Below are 25,257 nucleotides of genomic sequence, written 5' to 3'. Positions count from 1 at the left end.
CGCGGGTCGTTCCACTCCCCGCTCGCATCGAGGCCTCCCTTCGGTCGGCCTCGACTCGCTCGACCGCGCACGCTCGCTCCCTCGACAACGCCGCCGACGCCTGCGTTCCGCAAACACCTTATATCGACGTGGGATAACCCACAGACGACGAGTATCCATGCCGAGACCCGAAGTTCTCGAACGCGTGAAGGAGGCCGAAGCCGATGCCGAGGAGATCGTCGCCGAGGCTGAGGCCGACCGTGAGGCGCGGATCTCGGAGGCCCGATCGGAGGCCGACGAGATCGTCGCCGAGGCCGAAGCCGAGGCTGACCGCATCGAGCAGGAGCGCCTCGACGAGGCACGCGAACAGATCGAGGAGAACCGGGAGGAGACTATCGCGGCGGGCCGCCGCGAGCGGAACGAACTCGTCGACGAGGCGAGCGACCGGGTCGACGATGTCGTCGAGTTCGCGGTGGAACGGTTCGAGGAGGCGGTAGATGCTCAGGCCTGAGCGGATGAGCAAGGTCTCGGTGACCGGCTCCAAGGCGTACATGGAGCAGGTCGTCGAGGCGGTTCACGAGCTGAACCTTCTACACGTCACCGAGTACGGCGGCGGCTGGGAGGGGTTCGTTCAGGGCAACCCCCAGTCGGGCGCGGAGGACGCGGCCCAGAAGCTGGTCACCGTTCGTTCGTTGAAGTCCATCCTCGGCGTCGAAAGCGACGACGCGGGGCCGACCCGCGTCCTCGACGACGAGCTGACCGGAGAGCTCGAGGAGCTTCGCGAGGAGGTCAACGCGCTCGACGACCGACGCAACGAGATCCGCTCGGAGCTCCGCTCCGTCGAGGAGCGCGTCGAGGCGATCGAGCCGTTCGCGGAGCTGGGTATCGACCTCGACCTGCTGCAGGGGTACGACTCCGTGCAGGTCGCGGTCGGCGAGGGCGACCGGGAGACCGTCGAGCGAGCCGTTCTCGACGCGTCCGCGCTCACCGAGTATCGGGTGTTCGGCGACGGCGTCCTCGCCGTCTTCGCGCACCCCGAGCGCGACGCAGACGAGAACGCGCTCGCGGACGCGCTGGTGAACGCCGAGTTCGCCGCCCTCGACGTCCCCGACGTCGAGGGCGACAGCGTCTCTCCCGAGGCGTACGTCCGCGACCTCGAACGCGAGCGCCAGTCGCTGGAGTCGGATCTCGAGTCCGTCGAGAGCGAACTCGATTCGATGCGGGCGGACGCGTCCGGCTTCCTGCTGGCCGCCGAGGAGAAACTCGCGATCGAAGTGCAGAAATCCGAGGCCCCGCTGTCGTACGCGACGACGCGCAACGCGTTCGTCTCCGAGGGGTGGATCCCGACCGAACGCTACACCGAATTCAAGTCGGCGGTGCAGGACGCCGTCGGCAGCCACGTCGAGGTCGAGGAGATCGAACGCGCCGCCTTCGGCGCCGACGGCGAGGTACAGGTCCGCGAGGACGTGCCGCCGACGGTCGAGAACGCCGGCCCCGACGAGGGTGTCGAGGCGAGCGACGAGGACGAAGCCGAGCAGCGACGCGCGGTCGCCGACGGATCGGGCGGTTCGGTCGTCATGCGTGACGACGACCCCCCGGTCGTACAGGACAACCCCGGGCTCGTCTCGCCGTTCGAGGTGCTCGTGCAGGCGGTCGGGCGCCCGAACTACCGCGAGTTCGACCCGACGATCGTCCTGTTTCTCACGTTCCCGGCGTTCTTCGGGTTCATGATCGGTGACCTCGGATACGGTATCCTCTACGGGCTCATCGGCTACTACCTGTACTCGAACTTCGACTCGCCGGCGTTCAAGTCCATGGGCGGCGTCACCATCGCGGCCGGTATCTTCACCGCGATATTCGGCGTCCTGTACGGCGAGCTCTTCGGGCTCCACCTCATCTCGACGTACTTCTGGGAGGGCGTGGTCGGCCTCCACAGCGCCCCGATACACAAGGGACTCCAGCCGGCCGACCTCTACTGGGCACAGGCGTGGCTCGTCGTCTCGACGCTCGTCGCGCTCGTTCACCTCAACGTCGGCTACGTCTTCGGCTTCCTCGAGGAACTCGAGTTCCACGGGGCGAAGGCGGCGATCACAGAGAAGGCCTCGTGGCTGCTGGGCATGAACGGCCTCTGGCTGCTCGTGTTCAGCGATGCCGCGGCCGGCACCGCGCCCGAGTTCATCTACACGGTGTTCGACGGCGTCAGCTCGGACGCCCCCGCGGCGTTCGCGCTCGGCTTCACCGGCTTCCCGGCCGTCGTCGGCTACGCCGGATTCGCGATGTTCCTCGTCGGCGCGCTGCTGCTCCTGCTGGGCGCGCCCGCCGAGATCCTGGAGATCTTCGACGTGCTCGTGAACGTGCTGAGCTACACCCGGATCGCCGCGGTGCTGCTCGCCAAGGCGGGGATGGCGTTCGTCGTCAACCTCCTGTTCTTCGGCGTGTACGAGACCGAAGGCGAGTACCACTACATGCTCTCGCACGGGCCCGAGTACTACGCCGCCGAGTACGGCGCCGAGGCGATCCTGTTCCCCGGGCTCGCCCACGGCGGCGTGGCGGCGCTCGTCGGCGGACTGCTCATCCTGGTGATCGGGCACGTGCTCGTGCTCGCGCTCGGGGTGACCTCCGCCGGCCTGCAGGCCGTCCGTCTGGAGTACTACGAGTTCTTCTCGAAGTTCTTCGACGGCGGCGGCACGGAGTACGAGCCGTTCGGTCGCGTCCGTCGGTTCACCGCCGACGAGTAAACGGAGCGATCTGTCGGCCCGATTCCGGCCCGTTTTTCGCCGCGACCGTCGCGAGACAGTGTGGGTAGTTCACACGCCCAGCGACGCGTCACACGTCCGTATTTCGGACTCTCGTCGCTCTCTTTGGGAACCTTTATGCACTCCACAGGTGCAAAGAGACCTGTCCGGAGTTAGGCAATCCGCCTACCGAATACCATGCTCGAAATCGCATCCGAAGTCGGCAACGTTGTACTGCAGGAGACCGGATCCAGCTCCCCCGCCCTCACCGCCAACGCGGCGGCGGCGCTCGCGGTGGGCCTCGCCGCGTTCGGCGCGGGCTACGCGGAGCGCGGCATCGGTTCGGCCGCGATCGGGGCCGTCGCCGAGGACGAGGACCTGTTCGTGTCCGGGCTGATCTTCACGGTCCTCCCGGAGACACTCGTCATTCTCGCACTGGTCACCATCTTCCTGGTCTAAACCGCTTCCTCCCTTTCATCATGAGTTTGGAGACTGTCGTCGAAGACATCCGTGACGAAGCCCGCGCGCGTGCGGAGGACATCCGCGAAGAGGGCGAGGAGCGCGCCGCGGAGGTCGTTTCGGAGGCCGAGGAGGAGGCCGAACGAATCGTCCAGGAACGAGAACAGCAGGTCGAGCGGCAGATCGAACAGGAGCGCGAACAGACGCTCTCGGCGGCGAAACTGGAGGCGAAACAGCAGCGACTCGAGGCGCGCCGCGACGTGCTCGCCGACGTGCGCGAGCGGACCGAGGCGGCCATCGTCGACCTCGAGGGCGACGAGCGTGAGGAGCTGACCCGCGCTCTGCTCGACGCGGCGGCCCCCGAGTTCGACGACGGCGAGACGGTGTCCGTCTACGGGCGCGCCGACGACGAGGACCTGCTGACGGACGTCCTCTCCGACTACGACGGGTGGTCGTTCGCCGGCGAGCGCGACTGTCTCGGCGGCGTGGTCGTCGAGAGCGAGGAGTCGCGCGTCCGTGTGAACAATACGTTCGACTCGGTTCTCGAGGCCGTCTGGGAGGACAACCTCAAGGAGCTGAGCGACCGACTGTTCGACGATGAGTAGTTACGCCGGCACGTCGAACCCCGAGTACGTGAACGCCCGCGTCCGATCGCGGCGGGCGTCGCTGTTCGAGGAGGACGACTACCGGAAACTGGTCAGGATGAGCCCGGCGGAGATCGCCCGGTTCATGGAGGAATCGCCGGCGTACGAGGCGGAGATCAACGCGCTCGGGTCGCGGTTCTCGGGCGTCGACCTCATCGAGTACGCGCTGAACGCGAGCCTCGCCGAGGACTTCGAGGACATCCTCCGCTGGTGTGAGGGGACGCTGTACGGGCAGGTCGCCCGCTACCTTCGAAAGTTCGACGTGTGGAACGTGAAAACCGTGCTGCGCGGCATCTACTCGGACACCGGGCGCGAGGCCGTCGCGGACGACCTCATCCGCGCCGGCGAGTTCGACGACCGCCTGCTCGACCGGCTGCTCGACGCGGGCAGCATCGAGGAGGCCGTCGAGGCGCTGTCGTCGACGGTGTTCGGCGACGCGCTCGCGGACGCCCTCGACGACTACGAGTCGGAGGGCGTGCTGGTGCCGCTGGAGAACGCGGTCGATCGCGCGTACTACGATCTGCTTCGAACCGACGATCTCTCCGGCGAGGCGCTGTCGGAGTACCGCGAGTTCCTCGAGGCGGAGATCGATTTCCGAAACGCGATCAACGCGCTGCGGCTGGCGCGCTCGGGGGCCGACATCGACTCGTCGGAGTACTTCATCGAGGGCGGCGTCCTGTTCTCGGCCGCGGAGCTCCAGCAGCTGGCGTCGAACACCGACGAGCTGATCGGTCGCGTCCGCGAGTCGCGGTACGGTGACCGGCTCTCCGACGCGCTCACCGAACTCGAGGGGGCCGAGAGCCTCATCGCGTTCGAGCACGCGCTGGAGGCGGCACTGCTCGAGTACGCGGACTCGCTCGGGCTGATCCATCCGCTGTCGGTGACGCCCGTCGTGTCGTACGTGCTCGCGAAGGAGCGCGAGGTCGACAACATCCGCGCCATCGCGCGCGGGAAGGAGGCCGGACTCGGCCCCGAGGAGATCGAGTCCGAGTTGGTGATTATATGAGCCAGGAGATCGCGGTGATCGGCAGTCCCGAGTTCACCACCGGGTTCCGGCTCGCCGGCGTCCGGAAGTGCGAGAACGTCCCCGACGACGAGAAGGACGAGCGGCTCGACGAGGCGGTCGAGGAGACGCTCGCGGACGACGGCGTCGGGATCGTCGTGATGCTCGACGAGGACCTCGAACACCTCTCGCGGACCGTCCGCCGGGACGTCGAGGGGAGCGTGGAACCGGTGTTGGTCACCCTCGGCGGCGGCGCCGGGAGCGGCCTACGCGAACAGATCAAGCGAGCCATCGGGATCGACCTGATGGACGAGGAGGAGTGAACACATGAGTCAGGCAAGCGAAACCGAGACGACCGAAGGAACCGGACGCATCAAGAGCGTGAGCGGCCCGGTCGTGAAAGCTGTCGACCTCGACGCCCGAATGAACGACGTCGTCTACGTCGGCGACGAAGGACTGATGGGCGAGGTAATCGAGATCGAGGGCGACGTCACGACCATTCAGGTGTACGAGGAGACTTCCGGGGTCGCGCCCCAGGAGCCAGTCGAGAACACGGGCGAACCCCTCTCCGTCGACCTGGGGCCGGGGATGCTGGACGCCATCTACGACGGCGTGCAGCGCCCGCTCGACGTGCTGGAGGAGAAGATGGACAGCGCGTTCCTCGACCGCGGGGTCGACGCGCCCGGCATCGACCTCGAGAAGGAGTGGGAGTTCACTCCCGAGGTCGAGGCCGGCGACAGCGTGGAGGCCGGCGACATCGTCGGCGTCGTCCCCGAGACGGTCACCATCGACCACAAGGTCATGGTGCCGCCGGATTACGAGGGCGGCGTCGTCGAGAGCGTCGAGGAGGGCGAGTTCACCGTGGACGAGCCCGTCGTCACGCTCGAGAACGGCGAGGAGATCACGATGCACCAGGAGTGGCCGGTCCGCGAGAAGCGACCGACCATCGAGAAGCGAACGCCCCGCGAGCCGCTCGTGTCGGGCCAGCGCATCCTCGACGGCCTCTTCCCGATCGCCAAGGGCGGTACCGCGGCGATCCCGGGGCCGTTCGGCTCCGGGAAGACGGTCACGCAACACAGCCTCGCCAAGTTCGCCGACGCCGACATCGTCGTCTACGTCGGCTGCGGCGAGCGCGGCAACGAGATGACCGAGGTCATCGAGGACTTCCCCGAACTGGAAGACCCGAAGAACGGGAACTCCCTGATGGCCCGCACCTCGCTCATCGCGAACACCTCGAACATGCCCGTCGCCGCCCGCGAGTCGTGCGTGTACACCGGCATCACCATCGCCGAGTACTACCGCGACATGGGGTACGACGTGGCGCTGATGGCCGACTCCACCTCGCGGTGGGCGGAGGCAATGCGCGAGATCTCCTCGCGCCTGGAGGAGATGCCCGGCGAGGAGGGGTACCCCGCGTACCTCGCCGCCCGCCTGGCGGAGTTCTACGAGCGCGCCGGCTACTTCGAGAACCTCAACGGCACCGAGGGGTCGGTCTCCGCGATCGGCGCGGTCAGCCCGCCCGGCGGCGACTTCTCGGAGCCGGTCACCCAGAACACGCTGCGTATCGTGAAGACGTTCTGGGCGCTGGACGCCGACCTCGCCGAGCGCCGGCACTTCCCGGCGATCAACTGGAACGAGTCGTACTCGCTGTACCAGGACCAGCTCGACCCGTGGTTCCAGGAGAACGTCGCGGAGGACTGGGCCGAGCGGCGGCAGTGGGCCGTCGACACGCTCGACGAGGAGGGCGAACTCCAAGAGATCGTCCAGCTCGTCGGGAAGGACGCCCTGCCGGAGGACCAGCGGCTCATCCTCGAGGTGGCGCGGTACCTACGTGAGGGGTACCTCCAGCAGAACGCCTTCATCGACGTGGACATGTACTGTCCGCCCGAGAAAACGTACGCCATCCTCACGGCGATCCAGACGTACAACGACGAGGCGTTCGACGCGCTCGACGCGGGCGTCCCCATCGAGGACATCACCGCCATCGACGCGGCGCCGAAGCTCAACCGGATCGCCACCCAGGAGGACTGGGAGGCGTTCGTCGACGAACTGAAATCGGATATCACCGAGCAGATCCGCTCGCTCTACTGAACCATGAAAGAGTACCAAACAATCACGGAAGTCAGCGGCCCGCTGGTGTTCGCCGAGGTCGACGAGCCCATCGGCTACGACGAGATGGTCGAGATCGAGACGCCGAGCGGCGAGACGAAGCGCGGCCAGGTCCTCGAAAGCGAGGACGGCATCGTCGCCATCCAGGTGTTCGAGGGAACGACCGGCATCGACCGCAACGCCTCGGTCCGGTTCCTGGGCGAGACGCTGAAGATGCCCGTCACCGAGGACCTCCTCGGTCGGGTGATGGACGGCTCCGGCAACCCGATCGACGGCGGCCCGGAGATCGTCCCGGACGAGCGCCGCGACATCGTCGGCGCCGCGATCAACCCGTACAGTCGGGAGTACCCCGAGGACTTCATCCAGACGGGCGTGTCCGCCATCGACGGGATGAACACGCTCGTGCGCGGCCAGAAGCTCCCGATCTTCTCGGGCTCGGGCCTGCCGCACAACGACCTCGCGCTCCAGATCGCCCGCCAAGCGACCGTTCCGGAGGAAGCGGGCGAGGGCGAGGACGACGACTCGGAGTTCGCGGTGATCTTCGGCGCGATGGGCATCACGCAGGAGGAGGCCAACGAGTTCATGCAGGACTTCGAGCGGACGGGCGCGCTGGAGCGCTCGGTCGTCTTCATGAACCTCGCGGACGACCCCGCAGTCGAGCGGACGGTCACGCCGCGGCTCGCGCTGACGACCGCCGAGTACCTCGCCTTCGACAAGGGGTACCACGTGCTCGTCGTCCTGACGGACATGACCAACTACTGTGAGGCGCTGCGCGAGATCGGCGCAGCCCGCGAGGAGGTCCCCGGTCGGCGTGGCTACCCCGGCTACATGTACACCGACCTGGCGCAGCTGTACGAGCGCGCGGGTCGTCTCAAGGACCGCGAGGGCTCGGTCACGCAGATCCCCATCCTCACGATGCCGGGTGACGACGACACGCACCCGATCCCCGACCTGACGGGGTACATCACCGAGGGGCAGATCATGATGGACCGCCCGCTGCACAGCCAGGGGATCGAGCCGCCGGTGAACGTCCTCCCCAGCCTGTCGCGGCTGATGGACGACGGTATCGGCGAGGGTCTCACCCGCGCCGACCACGCCGACGTGTCCGACCAGATGTACGCGGCGTACGCGGAAGGTGAGGACCTCCGCGACCTCGTGAACATCGTCGGCCGCGAGGCGCTCTCCGAGCGCGACAACAAGTACCTCGACTTCGCGGACGCCTTCGAGGAGGAGTTCGTCGAGCAGGGCTTCGACACCAACCGGACGATCGACGAGACGATCGAACTCGGCTGGGACCTGCTGTCGACGCTGCCGCGGACGGAGCTGAACCGCGTCGACGAGGACCTCATCGAGGAGCACTACCGCGAGGACGCGGCCGCGTCGGACGCCGAGGCCGAGGAAGTCTCCGCGGACTGAGCGCGCCGCCGCTCCGTCGTTTTTCGGACCGTACGGATCGACCCTCACAACGGCCAGTCGCCACGTTGCAGGCCGAACCCGCGGTCGAGTGATGAACGGATCCGCCCGTCGCGCGCGCACGCCGACTAACAAGGATTAACACCCTCGCCGCGCAACGCTCGCGTAAGACTATGGCGAACGACGTCAAACCGACCCGGAAGAACCTCATGGAGATCGAGGACCGGATCGACCTCTCCGAGCGGGGCCACGACACGCTCGAACAGAAGCGCGACGGCCTCATCATGGAGTTCATGGACATCCTCGATCAGGCACAGGACGTCCGCGACAAGCTCGAGGGCGACTACGACATCGCCCAAGAGAAGATCAACAAGGCGCGCGCGATGGAGGGCGACGTGGCCGTCCGCGGCGCCGCCGCGGCGCTGAAGGAGCATCCAGAGATCACCACTCAGTCGAAGAACATCATGGGCGTGGTCGTCCCGCAGATAGAGTCCTCGAAGGTGCGCAAGGACCTCGACGAGCGCGGCTACGGCGTGCTCGGTTCCTCGGCCCGCATCGACGAGGCGGCCGACGCCTACGAGGAGCTGCTGGAGTCGATCATCCTCGCGGCGGAAGTCGAGACGGCGATGAAGAAGATGCTCGAGGAGATCGAGACCACCAAGCGCCGCGTGAACGCCCTGGAGTTCAAGCTCCTGCCCGACCTCAACGAAAACAAGGAGTACATCGAACAGAAGCTCGAGGAGCAGGAACGCGAGGAGATCTTCCGGCTCAAGAAGATCAAAGCGAAGAAAGAAGAAGAGGAGAAGGAAGAGGAGGAGGCCGAGGCGGCCGCGGAGGCCGAGGCGGAAGCGATCGAGGCGGGCGTCGCCGAGAGCGACGACTGACGCCGCCGCCCCGCCGACCGCCGCCGTCTCGATCGACGCCGCCCCGGATTTTATGTCGGCTCGCCCGCGACGCCGCGTATGACCTGTCCTCGCTGCGACACCGTCGTCGTCACGTTCCCCGTTCCCGAGGCTCTCCGTGCACACGCGCCCGAGGAAGCCGCGGCGGCGAGCATCTGTCCCCGCTGTCTCGCGGTCGACGCCGTCGAGGGTACCGAAGCCGCAGACACCGACGGGAGCAAGGCGACGGGCGGCGACGCCCCGGAGTTCGAGCGCGTCCACGAGTCGTTCCCCGGCGGCGACGGCGGCGCGGCGTTCGCACTGCTGATCGGCACGCTGCCGTCCATCGCGCTGCACAAGGCGTCCGCGCGTGCGCTTCGCGACCACGCCGAGCGCGAGGGCGTCGACACCGCCCTCGCGTTCGACCGGTTGGTCGAGGCGGTCCGCGAGGCGGAGCTCGTCCCCGACTTCGATCTCGACCGGCGGGTTCGCCAGCTCGACTCCCTGTTGGACGGTCACTGACCGGCGGAGCGAACGACAAGACGTATCCCGGCGGTCGACCTCCGGCCCGAACGAGAACCGATGGACAGCGAGACGACCGGCGGCCTCCTCGTGCTCGCGTCGGCGGCCGCCTTCGGCACGCTCGGCGTGCTCGGCGAGGTGGCGTTCCGGGCGGGGCTGTCCGTGCCGTCGGCGCTCGCGCTCCGGTTTGCGGTCGGGTCACTCGTCCTCTGGGCCGGATCGCTCGGCTTTCGAGCGGCGACCGGGAGCACCGCTCCCGCGCTCGGGTTGCCGGCTCGTGAGACGCTCACCGCGATCGCGTTGGGCGCGGTCGGCTACGCGGGCGTCAGCTACGGGTTCTTCGTCGGCGTCGAGCGCATGAGTGCCGGGCTCGCGGCCGTGCTCCTGTACACGTACCCGCTGTTCGTCGTCGCGCTCGCGGCGGCGTTCCTCGACGAGCGGGTGGGGAGCAGGACTGTCATCGCCGCGGGGCTGACCCTCGGGGGCGTGGTCCTCATCTCCTGGACCGGAGCGAGCGCGTTCGACCCGATAGGCGCCGCCGCGACCATTGCGGCCGCCGGACTGTACGCGGCGTACATCGTCGTCTCGCGGGTGACGCTGGAGACGACCGACGAGCGCGTGCTCACCGCCTACGTCGCCCCCGCGGCCGCCGTGTCGCTGGCGATCGTGGCCGCGCTCACCGACGCGATCACGCTCCCGTCGACGGCCGCCGGCTGGGGGGCGGTCGTCGCGCTCGGCGTCGTCGCGACCGCGTTCGCGATGGTCGCGTTCTTCGCTGGACTGGCGCGCGTCGGCGCCGGCCGGGCGGGCGTGCTCTCGACGGCGGAGCCGGCGGTGGCGGTCGCGTTGGGCGCCGCGTTCCTCGGCGAGTCGGTGACGCCGCCCATGATCGCCGGCGGCATGTTGGTGGTCGTCGGCGTCGTGCTGGTTCAGACGGGCGGCGAGTGACGCCCGGGAGAGGAGGGCGGAGGGAGGACGCGCGGGGGACGGAGAACGGTCGGGCGACGATCGAACCGACGGATCGGCTTACACGCCCGTGGAGTAGCGGAGAATGCCGGCGACGCCGCCGAAGGCGTCCATGAGCTGGTCGCCCTTCTCGAAGTCGGTGGAGATGAACTTCGTGTCCGTGCCGCGCTGTTCGGCGATGTCGATGAGGTGCTCGACGACGTCCTCGCGCTCGCCGGCGTCGCTCGCGGGGACCGTCTCCCCGCACTCCTCGCACTCGTGGTCGGGCGTGGAGTGGCGCCGCTCGACGACCTCCCGCTCCTCGTGGCCGTTCGGACAGGTGTAGGTGACGACGTCGTCCTGGAGGTCCTCCGACAGGAGCAGGCGCTCGACCGAGCCCATGATGAGGTTGCGGCGGGTCTGCTCGAAGCCGTAGGTCGCCTTGTCGCCGGTGTGGAGGTTCTCGAAGAACTCCTCCATCTCCCGCTTGTCCTTCATCACCTCCTGGTCGGCGAGCACCTCGCTCGCGGAGTCGACCAGGTCGTACAGGCCCGACTCGTCGGTGTAGGCCACGTCGAACTTCCCGAGCACGAGGTCCTGTAGCTCGTGGTGAAGGTAGTCGCCGTCGAGGAACTCGTCTTTCGTCGGCGACGGACCGCCCACGAGGATGCCCTCGAGGTCGTGACGTTTGTCGACCATCAGGTCGTTCGCCATCCCCGCGACCTCCTGATAGAAGTTGTCGATGGCCTCCAGACGCAGGCGGGCGAACCGCTGAGCGGACTGGCCACCCTTCCGCTGCTTGCCGGGAACCAGCGAGGAGGCCGACTTGACGGGCTCGACGCGCTTCCCCTTGAGCCAACCGACGTTCGCCTCCCGCCGGTCGAGGACGATGAGCCCGAACAGGCCCTTGTCGGTCATCATGTCCTCCAGCGGCCCGGTCAGGAAGTTCGAGTCGCAGTGGTAGCGGAACGACTGGATCTGCTCGGGCGGCGACTCCAGCACCTTCGTCACCATGTCGGTCTGGCCGCCGCCGGAGTCGACCGCGCCGGAGAAGATGACGATCCCGTTCTCGGGCGGGTACGTGTCGTAGTAGCGGAGGCGGTCCTTGATGCTGGTGAGCGCGTCCTGGACGGCCGTCCGCGTCTGTTTGGACTTGATGTTGGACGCCTCGCTGTGCTCCTGGGTGACGTGGGCGACGACGTCCGATATCTGCTTGTCGTCGGGGATGTAGATCGTGACGAGTTGGGTCCCCGAGCCCTCGAAGTCGTCGAGTTCGTCGAGGACCTTTCGGAACTCGTACTTCCGCCGGTCCTCGCTCGGTTGGCCCTCTTGGGCGTCGCTACTCATTACGGGCTACTAGGCCCGCCGCGGGGTAAGTACCTGTTGAATACCCGAGTGAGGGGGCCCACATTTATCACGTGTGACCGCCGTAGCCACGGTAAATGCCGAAGATCTACGCCGTCGCGAGCGTCAAGGGGGGCGTCGGCAAGACGACCACGGCCGCCAACCTCGCGGCCACGCTCGCGGCCGCCGGCTACGAGACGGTCGCCGTCGACGCCGACCTCGGGTCGGCCAGCCTCGGCCCGTCGCTCGGGGTCGACCCCGGGGCGGTGACGCTGCACGACGTGCTCGCGGGCGAGGCCGACCCCGCCGAGGCGACCCGCGAGGGACCGCACGGCCTCGCGGTGCTTCCGGGGGGCGACAGCCTCGACCACTTCCGGAAGGCCGAGCCGGAGGAGATCGTCGACGTGCTCGAGGCGATCACGGGCGTCGACTACGTGATCGTCGACACGGGCGCCGGCCTGACCCACCAGACGGCGCTCCCGCTGTCGGTCGCCGACGGCGTCCTCCTCGTGTCGACGCCGACGCGGGACGGACTCGCCAACACCCGCAAGACCCAGGACCTCACCGCGAAGCTGGGCGGCGAGGTCGTCGGCCTCGCGCTCAACGAGGCCGAAGGCGACGAGGACACCGGCGACATCGACGTGCCGGTGCTGGGCGCGATCCCGGACGACCCGCTGGTCGCCGAGGCGCAGGCGGCCGGCAGCCCCCTCTCGGCGTACGCGCCCGACAGCGACGCGGCGGCGGCGTACCGGTCGCTCGCCTCCTCGCTCACCGGCGAGCCGATCCGCCCGGCGGTCACCCCCGACAACGCCGAGGACGCACCCGAGGACCCCGAGTACGGGGCGGCGGCCGCGACCGACGAGCACCCCGAGGCCGCGCTCGATCTGCCGGACGTGGACGAGGGGTCGGAGGCGACAGACGAAGCGGAACCGGCCGAGTCAGAGAGGGGGGCCGACGACCCCGCCGAGCCCGACGCGGCGAACGCCGCAGCGGAGGCCACCGCGGCGGAGGCCGAGCCGGACAGGGATTCCGAGACGGACACGGACGCCGCCGACGTGGACGCCGAATCCGAGGTCGACGCCGAGGCCGATGCGGACGCCGAGGCCGATGCGGACGCCGAGGCCGATGCGGACGCCGAGGCCGAGACGGAGTCGGAGCCGACGGTCGACGACGCGGTCATTCTCGACGACGACGGCGACGACGCGGAGGACGACGCCGCGACGGCGGCCCGAAGCACGGTGCTCGAGGACGACGAGTACGGGCCGCACCGGGGCGATCAGGCCGGAACGCCGACGGTCGAGGACGCCGAGTCGGGCGAGTCCGCGGAGATCGGCGAGGACGTGATCCCGTTCGCGCAACAGAGCACGGAGCGAACCGAGCAGGCGAAACAGCAAGAGTCGGAGGACGACGAGGACGACGAGGACGACGACCGTACCAAGGGCAGCTTCTTCGGCCGGCTGTTCCGGTCGTCGTAGCCGTCCCCGGGACTCGAATCGGGAGTTTCTTTTCGTCGCCCCCGCCTCTCACGAGTATGAGCGAAGCAGGCAACGACTCCGTGCCGATCTGGTGGATCCTCGTCTTCATCGTCCTCGCGCTCGGGCTGGGCGCTATCGCGGTGCTCTCGGTCGGCGGGAGTCTGATCACGCCGGCCACGCTGTTGCCGGCGCTGGCGTAGCCAACCGATCCGAGGACGGGGACGAAAGTAGCGGCTGCGGCGTTCTCCCTTCTTACATCGATTCGGGCGCTTCGACGCCGAGCACGTCGAGCGCGTTCGCGACGGTGTGTCGCGCGGCGGCGACGAGCGCGAGGCGGGCCTCACGGGTCGCCTCGTCGTCGGCGGTGAGCACGGGACACTCCCGGTAGAAGGCGTTGAACGTCTCGGCGAACTCGCGGGTGTAGGTGGCGACGCGGTGTGGCTCCAAGTCCTCTGCCGCCTGCTCGACGACGGCGGGGAAGCGCGCGACGACCTTCAGCAGGTCGCGCTCCTCGGGCGTCGACAGCGTCTCGGGATCGACGGCGGCGTCGGGGGCGAGCCGCTCGCCGTCCGGGGACTCCGTCCCCCCCGCCTCCGCGACGATGCCGCAACACCGCGCGTGGACGTACTGCACGTACGGCGCCGACTGCGCCTCGAAGTCGAGCGCGCGGTCCCACTCGAAGGTGATCGACTTGGTCGGCTGCTTGCTGACGATATCGTAGCGAACGGCGCCGATGCCGACCTGTCGGGCGATGCGCTCGACGTCCGCCTCGGTGAGGTCGTCGTCGCGGATGCGGTCGTCCATGCGGGACTCGACCTCCTCGCGGGCGCGGTCGATCGCCTCGTCGAGCAGGTCGTCGAGGTTGACTGCCGTCCCCGCGCGCGTGGACATCTTCCCCTCGGGGAGGTTCACGTACGAGTAGAACGTCGACCGCAGCCGGTCGGTGTCGTTGCCGAGGAGATCGAGCGCGGCCCCCAGCTGGCCGGCCTGCAGCTTGTGGTCCTCCCCGAGCACTGTCACCGCGCGGTCGTAGTGCTCGAACTTCCACTCGTGGTGTGCGAGGTCGCGGGTGGTGTACAGCGAGGTGCCGTCCGAGCGGAGGAACACGAGCTTCTTCTCGTAGCCGTACTCGGTCAGGTCGACCTGCCAGGCGCCCTCCTCGAGGACGGACTCGTCGAGCTCCTTCAGGCGCTCGGCGACCTCGTCACTGGAGCCGTCGCGGATGAAGCGCGTCTCCTTGACGAACTCGTCGAACTCCGCGGGCAACCGCGCGAGCGACTCCTCCATCCCCGCGAGCACGGTGTCGACGACCTCGCCGACGCGCTCGTACGTCTCCTCGTCGCCCGACTCCAGCCCCTGCAGGATCGAGGAGATCTCCGCCTCGGCGGCCTCGACCGCCTCCTCGTCGCCCTCCTCCAGTACCTCGTTGCCCTTGCGGTAGTAGCGGACGAGGTCGTAGTCGTCCTTCTCGCGGGCCGGCTCGGGCAGTTCCGACTCGTCGAACGTCTCGTAGGCCCACGTGAAGATCGCCATCTGTCGCCCGGCGTCGTTGACGTAGTAGTGACGGTCCACGTCGTAGCCGGCGTAGTCCACGGCGTTGGCGATCGCGTCGCCGATGATCGGGTTGCGCGCCCGCCCGACGTGGACCGGCCCCGTCGGGTTCGCCGAGGTGTGTTCCACGACGACCGACTCGCCGTTCGGCGGGAGCCGGCCGTACTCGGCGTCGCGGGCGGCGTCGAGCGTGTCCGCGAGGTACGCGTCGTCCACGAGGAAGTTCACGTACGGGCCGTTCGTGTCGACGCGCGCGAGGTACTCCGTGCCGGCCACGTCGACCGCCTCGGCGACCTCGGCGGCGACCTGCGGCGGGGGTGCGCCCGCCTCGCTCGCCAGCCGGAACGCGACGCTGGAGGCCAGCGTCGCGTCGACGCCGTCGGGCGGGTCCTCGATGCCGAGGTCGTCGGTCGGGTAGCCGAGGTCGGCGAGCGCGTCCGTCAGCGCCGCCGCCACGGCCGACCGGAACTGTCTGAACATGCGCGTGGCTTCCCCCGCCGCCGATAAATGGGTTTCCGAACCGCCCCGGCGACGGCGTCGCCGCCGGCGTCCGCGTTTCTCTCGGAGACGACCGACCCGTCGACACCGACGCCTTTTGGTATGTCGCGGCCAGAGTTCCGGTACGACGCGTGGTCGCGTGATGCCACGTAACGATTCTGTTATGCATATCGTATTCGGTATGCTTTTGGGCCGCGGGAACCGACGTGCGGGTAATGAGTACTTCCACGACGACCGTCGGCCACGACGAGGTGGCGGCGCTGAAGACGGTCGCGCTCCGAGGGGGAGTTCGCGAGTCGGTGAAGGTCTCCTGTTCGACGCTGGGCGAGCGACTGGACGCCTCCAGTCAGACGGCGTCCCGGCGGCTCCAGCGGCTCGAGGCCGCGGGGCTGCTCGACCGCGACGTCGTGGGCGACGGACAGTGGGTCACGGTGACCGACGCGGGGGAACGACGGCTGCGCGCTGAGTACACGGACTATCGCCGCCTGTTCGAGGGGGATGCGGGACTCAGTCTCGCGGGGACGGTCACCTCCGGGATGGGGGAGGGGCGCCACTACATCCAGCTGCCGGGCTACCACGAGCAGTTCGTCGAGCGCCTCGGCTACGAGCCGTTTCCGGGCACGCTGAACGTCTCGCTGTCGGAGGCGGCCGTCCGCGCCCGCGCGGGACTGGACTCCGTCGAGGGCGTCCCCATCGACGGCTGGGAGGACGACGAGCGGACGTTCGGCCCCGCGACGTGTTACGCCGCCGAGGTGGTCGCCGACGGCGAGGCGTTCGAGCCGGTCCACGTCATCGTCCCCGATCGCACCCACCACGACGAGGACCAACTGGAGGTCATCGCGCCCGCCAAGCTGCGCGAGGAGCTGGGACTCGACGACGGCGACGAGGTGCACGTCCGTGTCACCGACGCCGAGCGGGCCGACGGGACGGGGCGGCCGACCGGAGCCGCGGAGTCCGGGGGGTCGGCGTGAGCAGTCAGGCCGGCCGGCTGGACCGCGCGCTCGCGGCGTTTCGCGCGGGCGGTCCGGTGCTCGTCCACGACTTCGACGACCGCGAGGGGGAGACGGATCTGGTGTACCCCGCGAACGCCGTCGCCCCGGCGGACGTGGCGCGCATGCGCAACGACGCCGGCGGGCTGATCTGCGTCGCCGTCTCCGATTCCGTCGCCGACGCCGCGGGCCTCCCGTTCCTCGAGGACCGGATCGACCACCCGGCGGCCGCGAGCCACGACCTCGCGTACGACGACCGATCGTCGTTCTCGCTGCCGGTGAACCACCGCGACACCTTCACCGGGATCACCGACGACGACCGGGCGCTGACGATCACGGAGTTGGCCTCGATGGCCTCGGCCGTCGACGCCGGCGTCGACTACGATCCGGAGGCGTTCGCCGCGGAGTTCCGCACGCCCGGCCACGTTCACGTGCTCCGCGGCGCGCCCGACGGCCTCTCGGATCGCTTGGGACACACGGAGCTGGGGCTCGCGATGGCCGCCGAGACGGACCGGCCGCCCGCGGTCGTCGTCTGCGAGATGCTCGACGACGAGACCGGCGGGGCGCTGTCGCCGGCGGCCGCGCGGGAGTACGCCGAGCGCCACGGCTTCCCCTACGTCGAGGGCGAGGAACTGGTCGAGGCGCTGCGATAGGCCGGCGGTCGAATCCCGGCAGCCGTTCTCCGCGTCCTCCCGTCCCCGTCGCTGAGCCGGCGGGCGCCTGTTTTTATCAGCCATCGAGCGGGTGGGCTACTGCATGGGACAGTGGATCGGACCGACGACACGCACGCATGCTGAGGGAGAGAACCCGTGAGCTACCTCCTGTGGACCGTGGCGGCGATGATCTCGTACGCCTTCTCGTTTCTGTTCATCAAGATCGCGACGAACGACCTCCCGCCGTTCACGGTCATGCCGATCGCGATCGTCACGTTGGCGGTCGGCTCGACGGTCGTCGCGGCGCTGTTCGGCGAGTGGTCGGCGGCGTCGCTGACGAGCCGGTCGGTTCAGTTCTCGCTGGCGGCCGGGGTGTGTCTGGCCGGCGCCGTCGTCGGGTACTTCCGCGCGCTCTCGACGGGTCCCGTCAGCGTCGTGGTTCCGGTGTTCGGGCTGTTCCTGGTCGTGGGTGCGATCCTCGGCATCGTCGTTCTGGGCGAGCCGGTCACGATCAGGAAGGCGCTCGGGATCGTCCTCGCCGGCGTCGCCGTCGTCCTCCTGGCGTCGTGAGCCGATCTCGGAACTCCGTCGGCGCCTCCGTCGGCGTCCCGCGTCAGTCGTCCGCGGGTGCGGCCCCCGTCGGCGCCTCCGTCGGCGTCGTCGCCCGGCCCGCCAGCGCCATCCCGACCAGCGCCAGCACCGACAGCGGCCCGAAGAAGTAGTACGGAACGAACGCCCACGACGACTCGAAGCCGAGCGCCGCCGCCATGAAGACGGCGCCCGCGTGCCACGGGAACAGCGGCCCGGTTGGGGTGCCGGCGGCCTCGACGGCCCGCGAGAGGTCCCGCGACTCGAGGCCGTACTCGTCGTACAGCTCCCGGAGGCTCACGCCGGGGACGACGATGCTCATGTACTGCTGGGCGGTGAACGCGTTCGTGAGGAGCGCGGCGCCGCCGGTGCCGACGACGAGGGAGTTGCGCGACCACACCACGCCAGCCAGGCGGTCGGCGACGACGGCGAGCACGTCGGTGCCCTCCAGCAGGCCGCCCAGCGCGAGCGCCGCGACGACGACGGCGATCGTCCACCCTGAGCCCGCGAGCCCGCCCGTCGTCAGCAGTCCGTTGACGAGTTCGCTTCCGGTCTCCGGGGCGGTGCCGTTCAGGAATGCGTCCCATGAGGCGGTGAACGAGCGACCCTGCGCGAGGACGGTCGTCCCGGCGCCCGCGAACACGCCGGCGACCAGCGACGGGAGCGCCGGGTACCCGCGGATCGCGAGGCCGAACGTGACCACCAGGGGGAGAAACACCAGCGGGCCCAGCGCGTACGTCGACGCCAGCGGCTCGGTGATCGCGGCGGTGTCGCCGCCCGACCCGCTCACGACGAAGGCGCCGAGGACCGCGTAGCCGACCACCGAGAGCCCGAGCGCGACGGCGGTGCCGAGGCGCATGGCGTTGATGTGGTCGTACAGGTCGGTGTTCGTCACCGCCGCCGCGAGGTTGGTGGTGTCCGACAGCGGGCTCTGTTTGTCGCCGGCGTAGGCGCCGGAGACGATCGCGCCGGCGGTCATCGGCGCCGACACCCCCAGCCCGCTCCCGATCCCGATGAAGGCGACGCCGAGCGTCCCGACGGTCGTCCACGACGAGCCGATCGCGAAGGCGACGACGGCCGCGAGCACGGCCGTCACCGGGAGGAACACCTGCGGCGACAGCAGTCCCAGCCCGTAGTACATCAGCCCGGGGATCGTTCCCGCGCTGGTCCACGTCGCGATCAGTCCGTAGATGACGAACAGAATGAGGATCGCCTGCATCCCCATCCGCAGGCCGCCCTCGGCGGCGTCGTACACGCCGTCCCAGTCGTAGCCGAGCCGGTAGCGCGCGAACAGTCCGGCGAAGGCGATGCTCCACAGCAGCGGTCCGTGCGGGGCGAGTCCGAGCAGCCCCGAGCCCACGCCCAACGAGGCGACGACGACCGCCAGCGGCACGAACGCCTCCCCGAGCGTCGGCCGCCGTGCGTCGCCGTCGGCTCCGTCGGCGCGTGGCGGTTGCGTATTCATCGCCGACGAGTAATTCTTTGAGGTAATTAAACCACACGAGTTTATTATTCATGGTCGTAAATGCGGTCCGGCAGTCCCGATGGTGGCCGCGAACGGAGAGACCCGCCGGGCGTTTCTGTGGTATTTATTGTCCGGCAAATCCTGCGCTCGCGTATGGCTGGCTTCGCGGAGATGGACGTCGACACCATCTGGCACAACGGCGAGTACGTCGACTGGGAGGACGCGACGACGCACGTCCTCACACACGGACTGCACTACGGCACGGGCGTCTTCGAGGGCGTGCGCGCGTACGACACCGAGGAGGGGACGGCGGTGTTCCGTTGGGAGGAGCACCTCGACCGCTTCTACGAGTCGACGAAGCCGTACGACATGGAGATCCCCTACTCCCGGGAAGAGCTGACCGAGGCGACGATGGAGGTCATCCGCCGCAACGACCTCGAGTCGGCGTACGTGCGCCCCATCGCCTACTACGGCTACCACAGCCTGGGCGTCTCGCCCGGCGACTGTCCCACCGAGGTCGCCATCGCGGCGTGGCCGTGGGGGACCTACCTCGGCGACGACGCGCTGGAGAACGGCATCAAGGCGATGGTGTCCTCGTGGCGCAAGCACTCCTCCTCGCAGATCCCGACGAACGCGAAGACGACGGGGCTGTACGTCAACTCCTTGCTCGCGGGCGAGGAGGCCCGCCGTAACGGCTACAAGGAGGCGATCGTCCTCAACAAGGAGGGCAACGTCGCGGAGGGTCCCGGCGAGAACATCTTCCTCGTGCGCGACGGCGAGATCTTCACGCCCGGGCTCTCGGAGTCGATCCTCGACGGAATTACCCGTAACACGGTGATAGAACTGGCGCGCGAGCGCGGCTACACCGTCCACGACAACGTGAGCATCTCGCGGGGCGAGCTGAACACGGCCGACGAGCTGTTCTTCACCGGCTCGGCGGCGGAGGTCACGCCGATCCGGCAGGTGGACAACGTCGAGATCGGCAACGGCTCGCGCGGGCCGGTCACCGAGGAACTGCAGACCGCGTTCTTCGACCTCGTGGAGCGTCGCACCGACGACCACGAGGAGTGGTTCGCGTACCTCTGACGGGGTAGTTCGGTCCGTCCCGGTTCGAAGGTCTCCGTCGCTCCGTTCCGTCCACCCGACGACCGGCCAGCGGAACGGGCCGCGCGAAGAGACTGCCCTCGCCCGTCGCTACGGACGAACGGGGCGGCTCACCGCTCCAACTCCCCGTCCACACACTCCCGCACCGGCCCGACCAACTCGTCGGCCACGCTGTACGGGTCCGTCTCCTTCGCGAGCACGTCCTCGACGAACGCGTCGATCCCGCCGCGGGCCTCGATCACCTCCTCCAGCAGCCGCGCGGTGTCGGCGCGGATCAACTGTCGGATCTCCTCGGTGTAGCGCGTGCGCGCCCGGTCGTCGATCTGCCCGGTCTCGCGGAGCCACGCGGCATGGTCGGCGAGCGTGTCGATCAGCTCCTCGACGCCGGTGGCGTCGGTGGCGATCGTCTCGATGACCCGCGGGTCCCACACCTCCTCGTCGGGGTCGTCGAGGGCGACCTGCTCCATCTCCTCGTCGTCGACGGGGCCGTGGTGGCCGGTGTTCAGCCCCGCGGCGGGGTTCTCGCGCATATGTATCATCTCCTCCAGCTCGGCGACGGTGCGCTCGGCACCGTCCATGTCGGCCTTGTTGACGACGAACACGTCGCCGATCTCGAGGATTCCCGCCTTCAGCATCTGTACGTCGTCGCCCGACCCCGGCTGGACGAGCACGCACACCGTGTCCGCGGTCTTCACGATGTCGACCTCGTTTTGTCCGGCGCCGACCGTCTCGATGATCACCTTGTCCTTGCCGAACGCGTCGAGCGCCTTCACCGTGTCCGACGTGGCCGTCGAGAGCCCGCCGAGCGTGCCGCGGGCGGACATCGACCGGAAGAACACGTCCATGTCGCCGACGTTCGAGGCCATCCGGATGCGGTCGCCCAGCACCGCCCCGCCGGTGTACGGCGAGGAGGGGTCGACCGCGATGACGCCGACCGTCTCGCCGCGGTCGCGGTACGTTTTCGCCAGCTTGTCGACCAGCGTCGACTTGCCGGCGCCGGGGCTGCCCGTGATCCCGATCACGTCCGCGGTCCCGGTGTGCGTGTGGAGCGCGGAGACGATGTCGCGGTACCCCGGCGAGCGGTTCTCGATCTTCGTGATGACGCGCGCGAGCGCCCGGTGTTTCCCGTCGAGCAGGTCGTCGACCAGCGCAGACTCCGTCCCTGTGGCCGTCATCACTCGCGATCGTGGACGTTCTCGCGGACGAACTCGATCGTCTCCTCCATCGGGGTGCCCGGGCCGAAGACGGCGCCGACGCCCATTTCGAGCATCTCGTCGCGGTCGTCGTCGGGGACGATCCCGCCGACGAGGATCAGCGTGTCCTCGAAGGCGTCGTACTCCTTCAGGCCCTCGACGATCTTCGGGACGAGCGTGTTGTGCGCCCCCGAGAGGATCGAGATGCCGAGGACGTCAACGTCCTCCTGGACGGCCGCCTGCACGATCTCGTCGGGCGCGCGGTGCAATCCCGAGTAGATGACCTCGAAGCCGGCGTCGCGAAACGCCCGCGAGATGACGTGCGCGCCGCGGTCGTGACCGTCCAGACCGACCTTCGCGATGAGACAGCGGATCTGCCGCCCCTCCTCGCGCTCTTGTGTACTCATGGCTCTCAGTTGGACGGCGCCGGTGTTGACTTTAACGGACGTCCGTGATGCCTCGCCGAGTCCGCTCGGGCTCGCCGAACTCGCCGGCGTTCGGACCGAACCCTGCTACGGGAACTCGACATCGGTCGCATACAGTCCGAACGCCCCTGTTTCGACCCCAGAGAGCGGAACCGGGACCACACCCACGACGAGGTCTGCCGAGCCGTCGACCGTCTCGCGGGTGATGTCGCGATGAACGACCGTATCGGGTCCCTCGGCGCCGAACAGTTCGCGTTCCGTCTCCGTCGGAAACGCGTTCGATACGGGTTCGCCGAGGCCGTCGGCGCCGAACAGCGCCTCGTAGGCCGTGTTGACCTCCACGAGTACCGGCTCGCTCCCGTCTCTCGACTCCACGTACACCGCCGGCGACCGGATCCCGTCGAAGAAGTAGTGCAGTCGGTCGCGCTCGACGCGGAGCTCCGACTCCCGTTCGAGCCGCGCGAGCGCCTCGGCCGCGTGGGAGGCGACGATCTCGAGGAACTCGGCGTCCTGCTGGTCGAACGCTCCCTTCCGATCGGTCGTCACCTGGAGAACGCCGTGGTCGCCGACGGGGGTACTCAGCACCGAGGCCACGTCATCCGCGTCGCGGATCTTGTCGGGGTCGGCGCCGTACTCGTTGACGACCTGCGTCTCCTCCGTCCGGTACGTGCGTCCGATGACCCCCTCGTCGGTGTCGGCCTCGACGTCGTAATCGTTCGGGAGCGTATGACCGTACGGGAAGAACGTCCCGTCGTCGAGCATGGCGAGGACGACCTCCTCGTGGCCGAGGGCGTTCGTGACGGCCTCGACCACCGTGTCGCTCACCTCGCGGACGGTCTCACAGCCGGTCAACTCGCGAGTGTAGGTGTTGAGCGCCGACAGCTTCGCGTTCGCCTCCGTGAGGGCGTTGCGCTCGCGCTCGCGCTCGATGCACTCGGAAACGCGGCGCGCGAGCAGGTCCGTCCCGCCGTCGGTGGCGACGACCTCGTCCACGGGCACCGACGGCACCTCGTCCCCGTAGACGATCAACGGCACCTCCCCCGCCGCGGCGGCGAGAGTCTCCACACAGTTCGTTCGGCTGGCGACGACGACGCAGTCGAGCGTCGGCCCGAGCTCGCGGAGGAACTCCGTGGCGACGGCGCCGCGTTTGTGCAGAACCGTCGCGCTCAGCGCCGATTCGATGGCCTCGACGACGTCCGCGCCGTAGTCACTCGGCGTCTGATCCGACACCGCAACGAGTACGCGGGCGTCGTGCGTGGAGGACATCGATCGTTCAAGTCATCTGATGGATCGCAAAGAGATAACTCATTCGTCTGCATGCCTGCGATGGTTTGACAGCCCGAAGGGACCCGGATCGGTCGACGCTCTCCGGTTGCGCGTACCGCAGTCGCTGCCACGTCCCCGCACCGTCGAGCTCACACGTGTTCCTGGAGGAACTCGACGATCGCGCGGTACGCCTCGATCCTGTTTTCCAGCTTCGAGAAGCCGTGCCCCTCGTCCTCGAAGATCAGCTTCCGTGTGGGGACGTGTTCGCTCGCCTCCTCGACGATCTGCTCGGCCTCGCCGACGGGAACCCGCGGGTCGTTCGCGCCGTGGAGGACGAACAGCGGCGCGGCGATCTCGTGGGCGTGGTTGATCGGCGAGACGGACTCGAGGAACTCCCGGTCGTCCTCCAGGCTGCCGTACTCGGCCTCGCGCAGTTCGCGGCGCCAGTCGCCGGTGTTCTCGAGGAACGTCACGAAGCTGGCGATGCCGACGATGTCGATCCCGGCGGCCCACAGCTCCGGGTACTCGGTCATCGCCGAGAGCACCATGAAGCCGCCGTAGCTGCCGCCCATCGCGACGATCCGCTCGGGATCGACCGCGGGGTGGTCGTGGAGCCACTCGACGGCCGCCTCGATGTCCGCGACCGAGTCCATCCGGCTCTCCACGTCGTCGAGGTGGGCGTACGCCTTCCCGTACCCCGAGGATCCGCGGACGTTGGGCTCGAACACGGCGTAGCCGTTGTTGAGGAAGTACTGCTTGACGGCGTTGAACGACGGGCGGCGCTGGCTTTCGGGGCCGCCGTGGATGTCGACGACGACGGGTGTGTCGCCCGCGGGCGCGTCGTCGGGGGTCGAGAAGAACGCGGGGATCTCGCGGCCGTCGAAGGTGGGGTAGTGGACCAACTCCGGCTCGACGAACGTCTCCTCGGGGATCCCCGCGGTCGCGGCGTGGGTCCACCGCGCCGCTTCGCCGGACGTCACGTCCACGACGTACGTGTTCGTGTTGACGGTGCTGCCGGTGACGGTGACGGCCAGTCGGTCGGCGTCGGGGCCGAAGGATGCGCCGCCGGCGACGCACTTCGGGAGCTCCGGCTCGACGAACGGGTCGATCCGGTCGCGCGCGGTGAACTCGCCGACCGTGATCTCCGTGTAGCCGTCGACGTTGCGCGAGTAGGCGACGCGATTGGTGTCCTCGTCGACGACGACGCCGTCGACGTTCCACTCGCCGCCGTCCTCGACGACGAACAGGTCGCCCAGCGTCTCGCCGTCGCCGTCGGGTCCGTCCCCGTCGCCATCGCCCCCGCTCCCGAGGGAGATGCGCTCCAGCCGGAGCGTGTCCGAGGCGTGATCCGTGCACACGTACACGCTGTCGCCGTCGGGCGCCCACTCCGGGCTCTGGAAGCGCGCGTCGGTCGTGTGGGGGGTGAGGTGGGTGAGTTCGCCGGTCCCGATGTCGAGCACGTGCAGGTCGTGATCGAAGCTCCCGCGAGCCTCGTGGACGAGCAGCCGCGTGTCGTCGGGCGACCACCCCGCCACCGAGAGCCACCCGTCGCCCTCGTACACCAACTCGGCCTCGTCCCCGGTCTCGTCGCGTTCCTGTACGTACACGTCGAAGACGGACTCGTCGCGGCGGTTCGAGGCGAACGCGAACCGCTCGCCGTCGTCGGACCAGCCGCCCCAGCGGTGTTTCGCCTCGGGCATCCCGGTCAGCTCGGTGACGACTCCGCTGTCGGGATCGAGCCGGAACAACTGCATTCGTTCGTTCCCGCCCTCGTCCATCCCGAAGGCGAGTTCGCGGCGCTCGGGCGACCAGTCCACGAACGTGACGCGCTCCTCGTCGAAGGTGTGCTGCTCGGGCCAGGCGCCCGGCTCCTCGAGGCTCCACACCTGCGGCGTGCCGGTGGTGTCCATCAGGAACGCGAGGGTGCCGTCCGGGGCGAACGCGGCGCTGTGGGCCGAGCGAACGTTCAGGTACCGCTCGATGTCGTACGTCGGGTCGGTCATGACGTAGTAGTCC

24 protein-coding genes are annotated in these 25,257 nt (G+C 68.9%); 17 read left to right on the top strand and 7 right to left on the bottom strand.

Going from position 1 to position 25,257, the window contains the following annotated elements:
* Positions 1 to 157 precede the first annotated feature (157 nt).
* The 11 genes from ahaH (at position 158) to K6T25_RS03425 (ending at position 10,693) form a co-directional block, all read left to right on the top strand.
* Entirely contained in the window at positions 158 to 490 is a 333-nt protein-coding gene (gene ahaH / locus K6T25_RS03475) for an ATP synthase archaeal subunit H (protein ID WP_222916520.1), read from the top strand.
* Complete coding sequence (locus K6T25_RS03470) at positions 477 to 2,717, top strand: V-type ATP synthase subunit I (RefSeq protein ID WP_222916519.1); 2,241 nt, start codon at positions 477 to 479, stop codon at positions 2,715 to 2,717. Before ahaH ends, K6T25_RS03470 begins: the two co-directional genes overlap by 14 nt.
* Before the next feature lie 195 nt (positions 2,718 to 2,912).
* Complete coding sequence (locus K6T25_RS03465; protein WP_222916517.1) at positions 2,913 to 3,173, top strand: F0F1 ATP synthase subunit C; 261 nt, start codon at positions 2,913 to 2,915, stop codon at positions 3,171 to 3,173.
* A gap of 20 nt (positions 3,174 to 3,193) precedes the next feature.
* Positions 3,194 to 3,778 carry a V-type ATP synthase subunit E gene (locus K6T25_RS03460; RefSeq protein ID WP_222916516.1) on the top strand — a complete coding sequence of 195 codons (585 nt, stop codon included), beginning with the start codon at positions 3,194 to 3,196 and terminating at the stop codon, positions 3,776 to 3,778.
* The gene (locus K6T25_RS03455) at positions 3,771 to 4,823 is read left to right on the top strand and encodes a V-type ATP synthase subunit C (protein ID WP_222916515.1); all 1,053 of its coding nucleotides are present in this window, start codon (positions 3,771 to 3,773) and stop codon (positions 4,821 to 4,823) included. Before K6T25_RS03460 ends, K6T25_RS03455 begins: the two co-directional genes overlap by 8 nt.
* Entirely contained in the window at positions 4,820 to 5,143 is a 324-nt protein-coding gene (locus K6T25_RS03450) for a V-type ATP synthase subunit F (RefSeq protein ID WP_222916514.1), read from the top strand. The genes K6T25_RS03455 and K6T25_RS03450 overlap by 4 nt, the downstream gene beginning before the upstream one ends.
* 4 nt (positions 5,144 to 5,147) lie before the next feature.
* Positions 5,148 to 6,911, top strand: coding sequence for an ATP synthase subunit A (locus K6T25_RS03445; protein ID WP_222916513.1), 1,764 nt, complete (start codon positions 5,148 to 5,150; stop codon positions 6,909 to 6,911).
* A 3-nt stretch (positions 6,912 to 6,914) separates the two neighbouring features.
* Entirely contained in the window at positions 6,915 to 8,345 is a 1,431-nt protein-coding gene (locus K6T25_RS03440) for an ATP synthase subunit B (RefSeq protein WP_222916512.1), read from the top strand.
* A 170-nt stretch (positions 8,346 to 8,515) separates the two neighbouring features.
* Positions 8,516 to 9,226: a V-type ATP synthase subunit D gene (locus K6T25_RS03435; protein WP_222916510.1), complete on the top strand. Its 711-nt coding sequence runs from the start codon at positions 8,516 to 8,518 to the stop codon at positions 9,224 to 9,226.
* A 78-nt stretch (positions 9,227 to 9,304) separates the two neighbouring features.
* A complete protein-coding gene (locus K6T25_RS03430; RefSeq protein ID WP_222916509.1) occupies positions 9,305 to 9,745 on the top strand; it encodes a DUF6276 family protein in 441 nt (146 codons plus the stop codon).
* A gap of 60 nt (positions 9,746 to 9,805) precedes the next feature.
* The gene (locus K6T25_RS03425) at positions 9,806 to 10,693 is read left to right on the top strand and encodes a DMT family transporter (protein ID WP_222916508.1); all 888 of its coding nucleotides are present in this window, start codon (positions 9,806 to 9,808) and stop codon (positions 10,691 to 10,693) included.
* A 78-nt stretch (positions 10,694 to 10,771) separates the two neighbouring features.
* Here the strand turns inward: K6T25_RS03425 and prf1 are convergent, their stop codons facing one another.
* A complete protein-coding gene (gene prf1, locus K6T25_RS03420) occupies positions 10,772 to 12,037 on the bottom strand; it encodes a peptide chain release factor aRF-1 (protein ID WP_222916506.1) in 1,266 nt (421 codons plus the stop codon).
* A gap of 95 nt (positions 12,038 to 12,132) precedes the next feature.
* Between prf1 and K6T25_RS03415 the strand changes: the two genes are divergently transcribed.
* Together K6T25_RS03415 and K6T25_RS03410 are read left to right on the top strand one after the other, a co-directional pair.
* Positions 12,133 to 13,509: a P-loop NTPase gene (locus tag K6T25_RS03415; protein ID WP_222916504.1), complete on the top strand. Its 1,377-nt coding sequence runs from the start codon at positions 12,133 to 12,135 to the stop codon at positions 13,507 to 13,509.
* A 56-nt stretch (positions 13,510 to 13,565) separates the two neighbouring features.
* The gene (locus K6T25_RS03410; protein WP_222916503.1) at positions 13,566 to 13,709 is read left to right on the top strand and encodes a hypothetical protein; all 144 of its coding nucleotides are present in this window, start codon (positions 13,566 to 13,568) and stop codon (positions 13,707 to 13,709) included.
* A 52-nt stretch (positions 13,710 to 13,761) separates the two neighbouring features.
* Here K6T25_RS03410 and argS read toward each other — a convergent pair whose 3' ends face one another.
* Positions 13,762 to 15,540 carry an arginine--tRNA ligase gene (argS, locus tag K6T25_RS03405; RefSeq protein WP_222916501.1) on the bottom strand — a complete coding sequence of 593 codons (1,779 nt, stop codon included), beginning with the start codon at positions 15,538 to 15,540 and terminating at the stop codon, positions 13,762 to 13,764.
* Positions 15,541 to 15,773: 233 nt separating this feature from the next.
* Between argS and K6T25_RS03400 the strand changes: the two genes are divergently transcribed.
* From K6T25_RS03400 to K6T25_RS03390, 3 genes are all read left to right on the top strand, one after another.
* Complete coding sequence (locus K6T25_RS03400; RefSeq protein ID WP_222916500.1) at positions 15,774 to 16,529, top strand: CTP-dependent riboflavin kinase; 756 nt, start codon at positions 15,774 to 15,776, stop codon at positions 16,527 to 16,529.
* Positions 16,526 to 17,200, top strand: coding sequence for a 3,4-dihydroxy-2-butanone-4-phosphate synthase (gene ribB, locus K6T25_RS03395; RefSeq protein ID WP_222916499.1), 675 nt, complete (start codon positions 16,526 to 16,528; stop codon positions 17,198 to 17,200). The genes K6T25_RS03400 and ribB overlap by 4 nt, the downstream gene beginning before the upstream one ends.
* Before the next feature lie 156 nt (positions 17,201 to 17,356).
* On the top strand, positions 17,357 to 17,770 hold the full coding sequence (locus tag K6T25_RS03390; protein ID WP_222916498.1) for an EamA family transporter: 414 nt from the start codon (positions 17,357 to 17,359) through the stop codon (positions 17,768 to 17,770).
* Between the two features lie 43 nt (positions 17,771 to 17,813).
* On the opposite strand, the gene arcD is transcribed toward K6T25_RS03390, so the two are convergent.
* Positions 17,814 to 19,253 (bottom strand): arginine/ornithine antiporter ArcD, encoded by a 1,440-nt coding sequence (gene arcD, locus K6T25_RS03385; protein ID WP_222916497.1) that lies wholly within the window; start codon positions 19,251 to 19,253, stop codon positions 17,814 to 17,816.
* A 153-nt stretch (positions 19,254 to 19,406) separates the two neighbouring features.
* On the opposite strand from arcD, the gene K6T25_RS03380 reads away from it, so the two are divergent.
* On the top strand, positions 19,407 to 20,339 hold the full coding sequence (locus K6T25_RS03380) for a branched-chain amino acid transaminase (protein WP_222916496.1): 933 nt from the start codon (positions 19,407 to 19,409) through the stop codon (positions 20,337 to 20,339).
* A 128-nt stretch (positions 20,340 to 20,467) separates the two neighbouring features.
* Here the strand turns inward: K6T25_RS03380 and meaB are convergent, their stop codons facing one another.
* From meaB to K6T25_RS03360, 4 genes are all read right to left on the bottom strand, one after another.
* Complete coding sequence (gene meaB, locus K6T25_RS03375) at positions 20,468 to 21,532, bottom strand: methylmalonyl Co-A mutase-associated GTPase MeaB (protein WP_222916495.1); 1,065 nt, start codon at positions 21,530 to 21,532, stop codon at positions 20,468 to 20,470.
* Positions 21,532 to 21,957 carry a cobalamin B12-binding domain-containing protein gene (locus K6T25_RS03370; protein WP_222916494.1) on the bottom strand — a complete coding sequence of 142 codons (426 nt, stop codon included), beginning with the start codon at positions 21,955 to 21,957 and terminating at the stop codon, positions 21,532 to 21,534. Before K6T25_RS03370 ends, meaB begins: the two co-directional genes overlap by 1 nt.
* Before the next feature lie 105 nt (positions 21,958 to 22,062).
* Positions 22,063 to 23,241 (bottom strand): GAF domain-containing protein, encoded by a 1,179-nt coding sequence (locus tag K6T25_RS03365; RefSeq protein ID WP_222916493.1) that lies wholly within the window; start codon positions 23,239 to 23,241, stop codon positions 22,063 to 22,065.
* 149 nt (positions 23,242 to 23,390) lie between these two features.
* Positions 23,391 to 25,244 carry a S9 family peptidase gene (locus tag K6T25_RS03360; protein ID WP_222916491.1) on the bottom strand — a complete coding sequence of 618 codons (1,854 nt, stop codon included), beginning with the start codon at positions 25,242 to 25,244 and terminating at the stop codon, positions 23,391 to 23,393.
* Positions 25,245 to 25,257 lie beyond the last annotated feature (13 nt).

This window comes from Halobaculum rubrum (genome assembly GCF_019880225.1).
Taxonomy (GTDB): Archaea; Halobacteriota; Halobacteria; order Halobacteriales; family Haloferacaceae; genus Halobaculum; species Halobaculum rubrum.
Note: the sequence above shows the minus strand (reverse complement) of the source record. Positions and strands in the feature narration are given on the sequence as shown.

Bases quoted from the DNA above. Each gene is read 5' to 3' on its own strand.
- K6T25_RS03430 (WP_222916509.1), top strand. From the start codon at position 9,305: ATGACCTGTCCTCGCTGCGACACCGTCGTCGTCACGTTCCCCGTTCCC.
- K6T25_RS03360 (WP_222916491.1), bottom strand. From the start codon at position 25,244: ATGACCGACCCGACGTACGACATCGAGCGGTACCTGAACGTTCGCTCG.
- K6T25_RS03455 (WP_222916515.1), top strand. From the start codon at position 3,771: ATGAGTAGTTACGCCGGCACGTCGAACCCCGAGTACGTGAACGCCCGC.
- arcD (WP_222916497.1), bottom strand. From the start codon at position 19,253: ATGAATACGCAACCGCCACGCGCCGACGGAGCCGACGGCGACGCACGG.
- argS (WP_222916501.1), bottom strand. From the start codon at position 15,540: ATGTTCAGACAGTTCCGGTCGGCCGTGGCGGCGGCGCTGACGGACGCG.
- K6T25_RS03440 (WP_222916512.1), top strand. From the start codon at position 6,915: ATGAAAGAGTACCAAACAATCACGGAAGTCAGCGGCCCGCTGGTGTTC.
- K6T25_RS03425 (WP_222916508.1), top strand. From the start codon at position 9,806: ATGGACAGCGAGACGACCGGCGGCCTCCTCGTGCTCGCGTCGGCGGCC.
- K6T25_RS03445 (WP_222916513.1), top strand. From the start codon at position 5,148: ATGAGTCAGGCAAGCGAAACCGAGACGACCGAAGGAACCGGACGCATC.
- K6T25_RS03460 (WP_222916516.1), top strand. From the start codon at position 3,194: ATGAGTTTGGAGACTGTCGTCGAAGACATCCGTGACGAAGCCCGCGCG.
- K6T25_RS03435 (WP_222916510.1), top strand. From the start codon at position 8,516: ATGGCGAACGACGTCAAACCGACCCGGAAGAACCTCATGGAGATCGAG.
- K6T25_RS03450 (WP_222916514.1), top strand. From the start codon at position 4,820: ATGAGCCAGGAGATCGCGGTGATCGGCAGTCCCGAGTTCACCACCGGG.
- K6T25_RS03380 (WP_222916496.1), top strand. From the start codon at position 19,407: ATGGCTGGCTTCGCGGAGATGGACGTCGACACCATCTGGCACAACGGC.
- K6T25_RS03400 (WP_222916500.1), top strand. From the start codon at position 15,774: ATGAGTACTTCCACGACGACCGTCGGCCACGACGAGGTGGCGGCGCTG.
- ahaH (WP_222916520.1), top strand. From the start codon at position 158: ATGCCGAGACCCGAAGTTCTCGAACGCGTGAAGGAGGCCGAAGCCGAT.
- K6T25_RS03365 (WP_222916493.1), bottom strand. From the start codon at position 23,241: ATGTCCTCCACGCACGACGCCCGCGTACTCGTTGCGGTGTCGGATCAG.
- prf1 (WP_222916506.1), bottom strand. From the start codon at position 12,037: ATGAGTAGCGACGCCCAAGAGGGCCAACCGAGCGAGGACCGGCGGAAG.
- K6T25_RS03470 (WP_222916519.1), top strand. From the start codon at position 477: ATGCTCAGGCCTGAGCGGATGAGCAAGGTCTCGGTGACCGGCTCCAAG.
- K6T25_RS03415 (WP_222916504.1), top strand. From the start codon at position 12,133: ATGCCGAAGATCTACGCCGTCGCGAGCGTCAAGGGGGGCGTCGGCAAG.
- K6T25_RS03465 (WP_222916517.1), top strand. From the start codon at position 2,913: ATGCTCGAAATCGCATCCGAAGTCGGCAACGTTGTACTGCAGGAGACC.
- meaB (WP_222916495.1), bottom strand. From the start codon at position 21,532: ATGACGGCCACAGGGACGGAGTCTGCGCTGGTCGACGACCTGCTCGAC.
- K6T25_RS03410 (WP_222916503.1), top strand. From the start codon at position 13,566: ATGAGCGAAGCAGGCAACGACTCCGTGCCGATCTGGTGGATCCTCGTC.
- K6T25_RS03370 (WP_222916494.1), bottom strand. From the start codon at position 21,957: ATGAGTACACAAGAGCGCGAGGAGGGGCGGCAGATCCGCTGTCTCATC.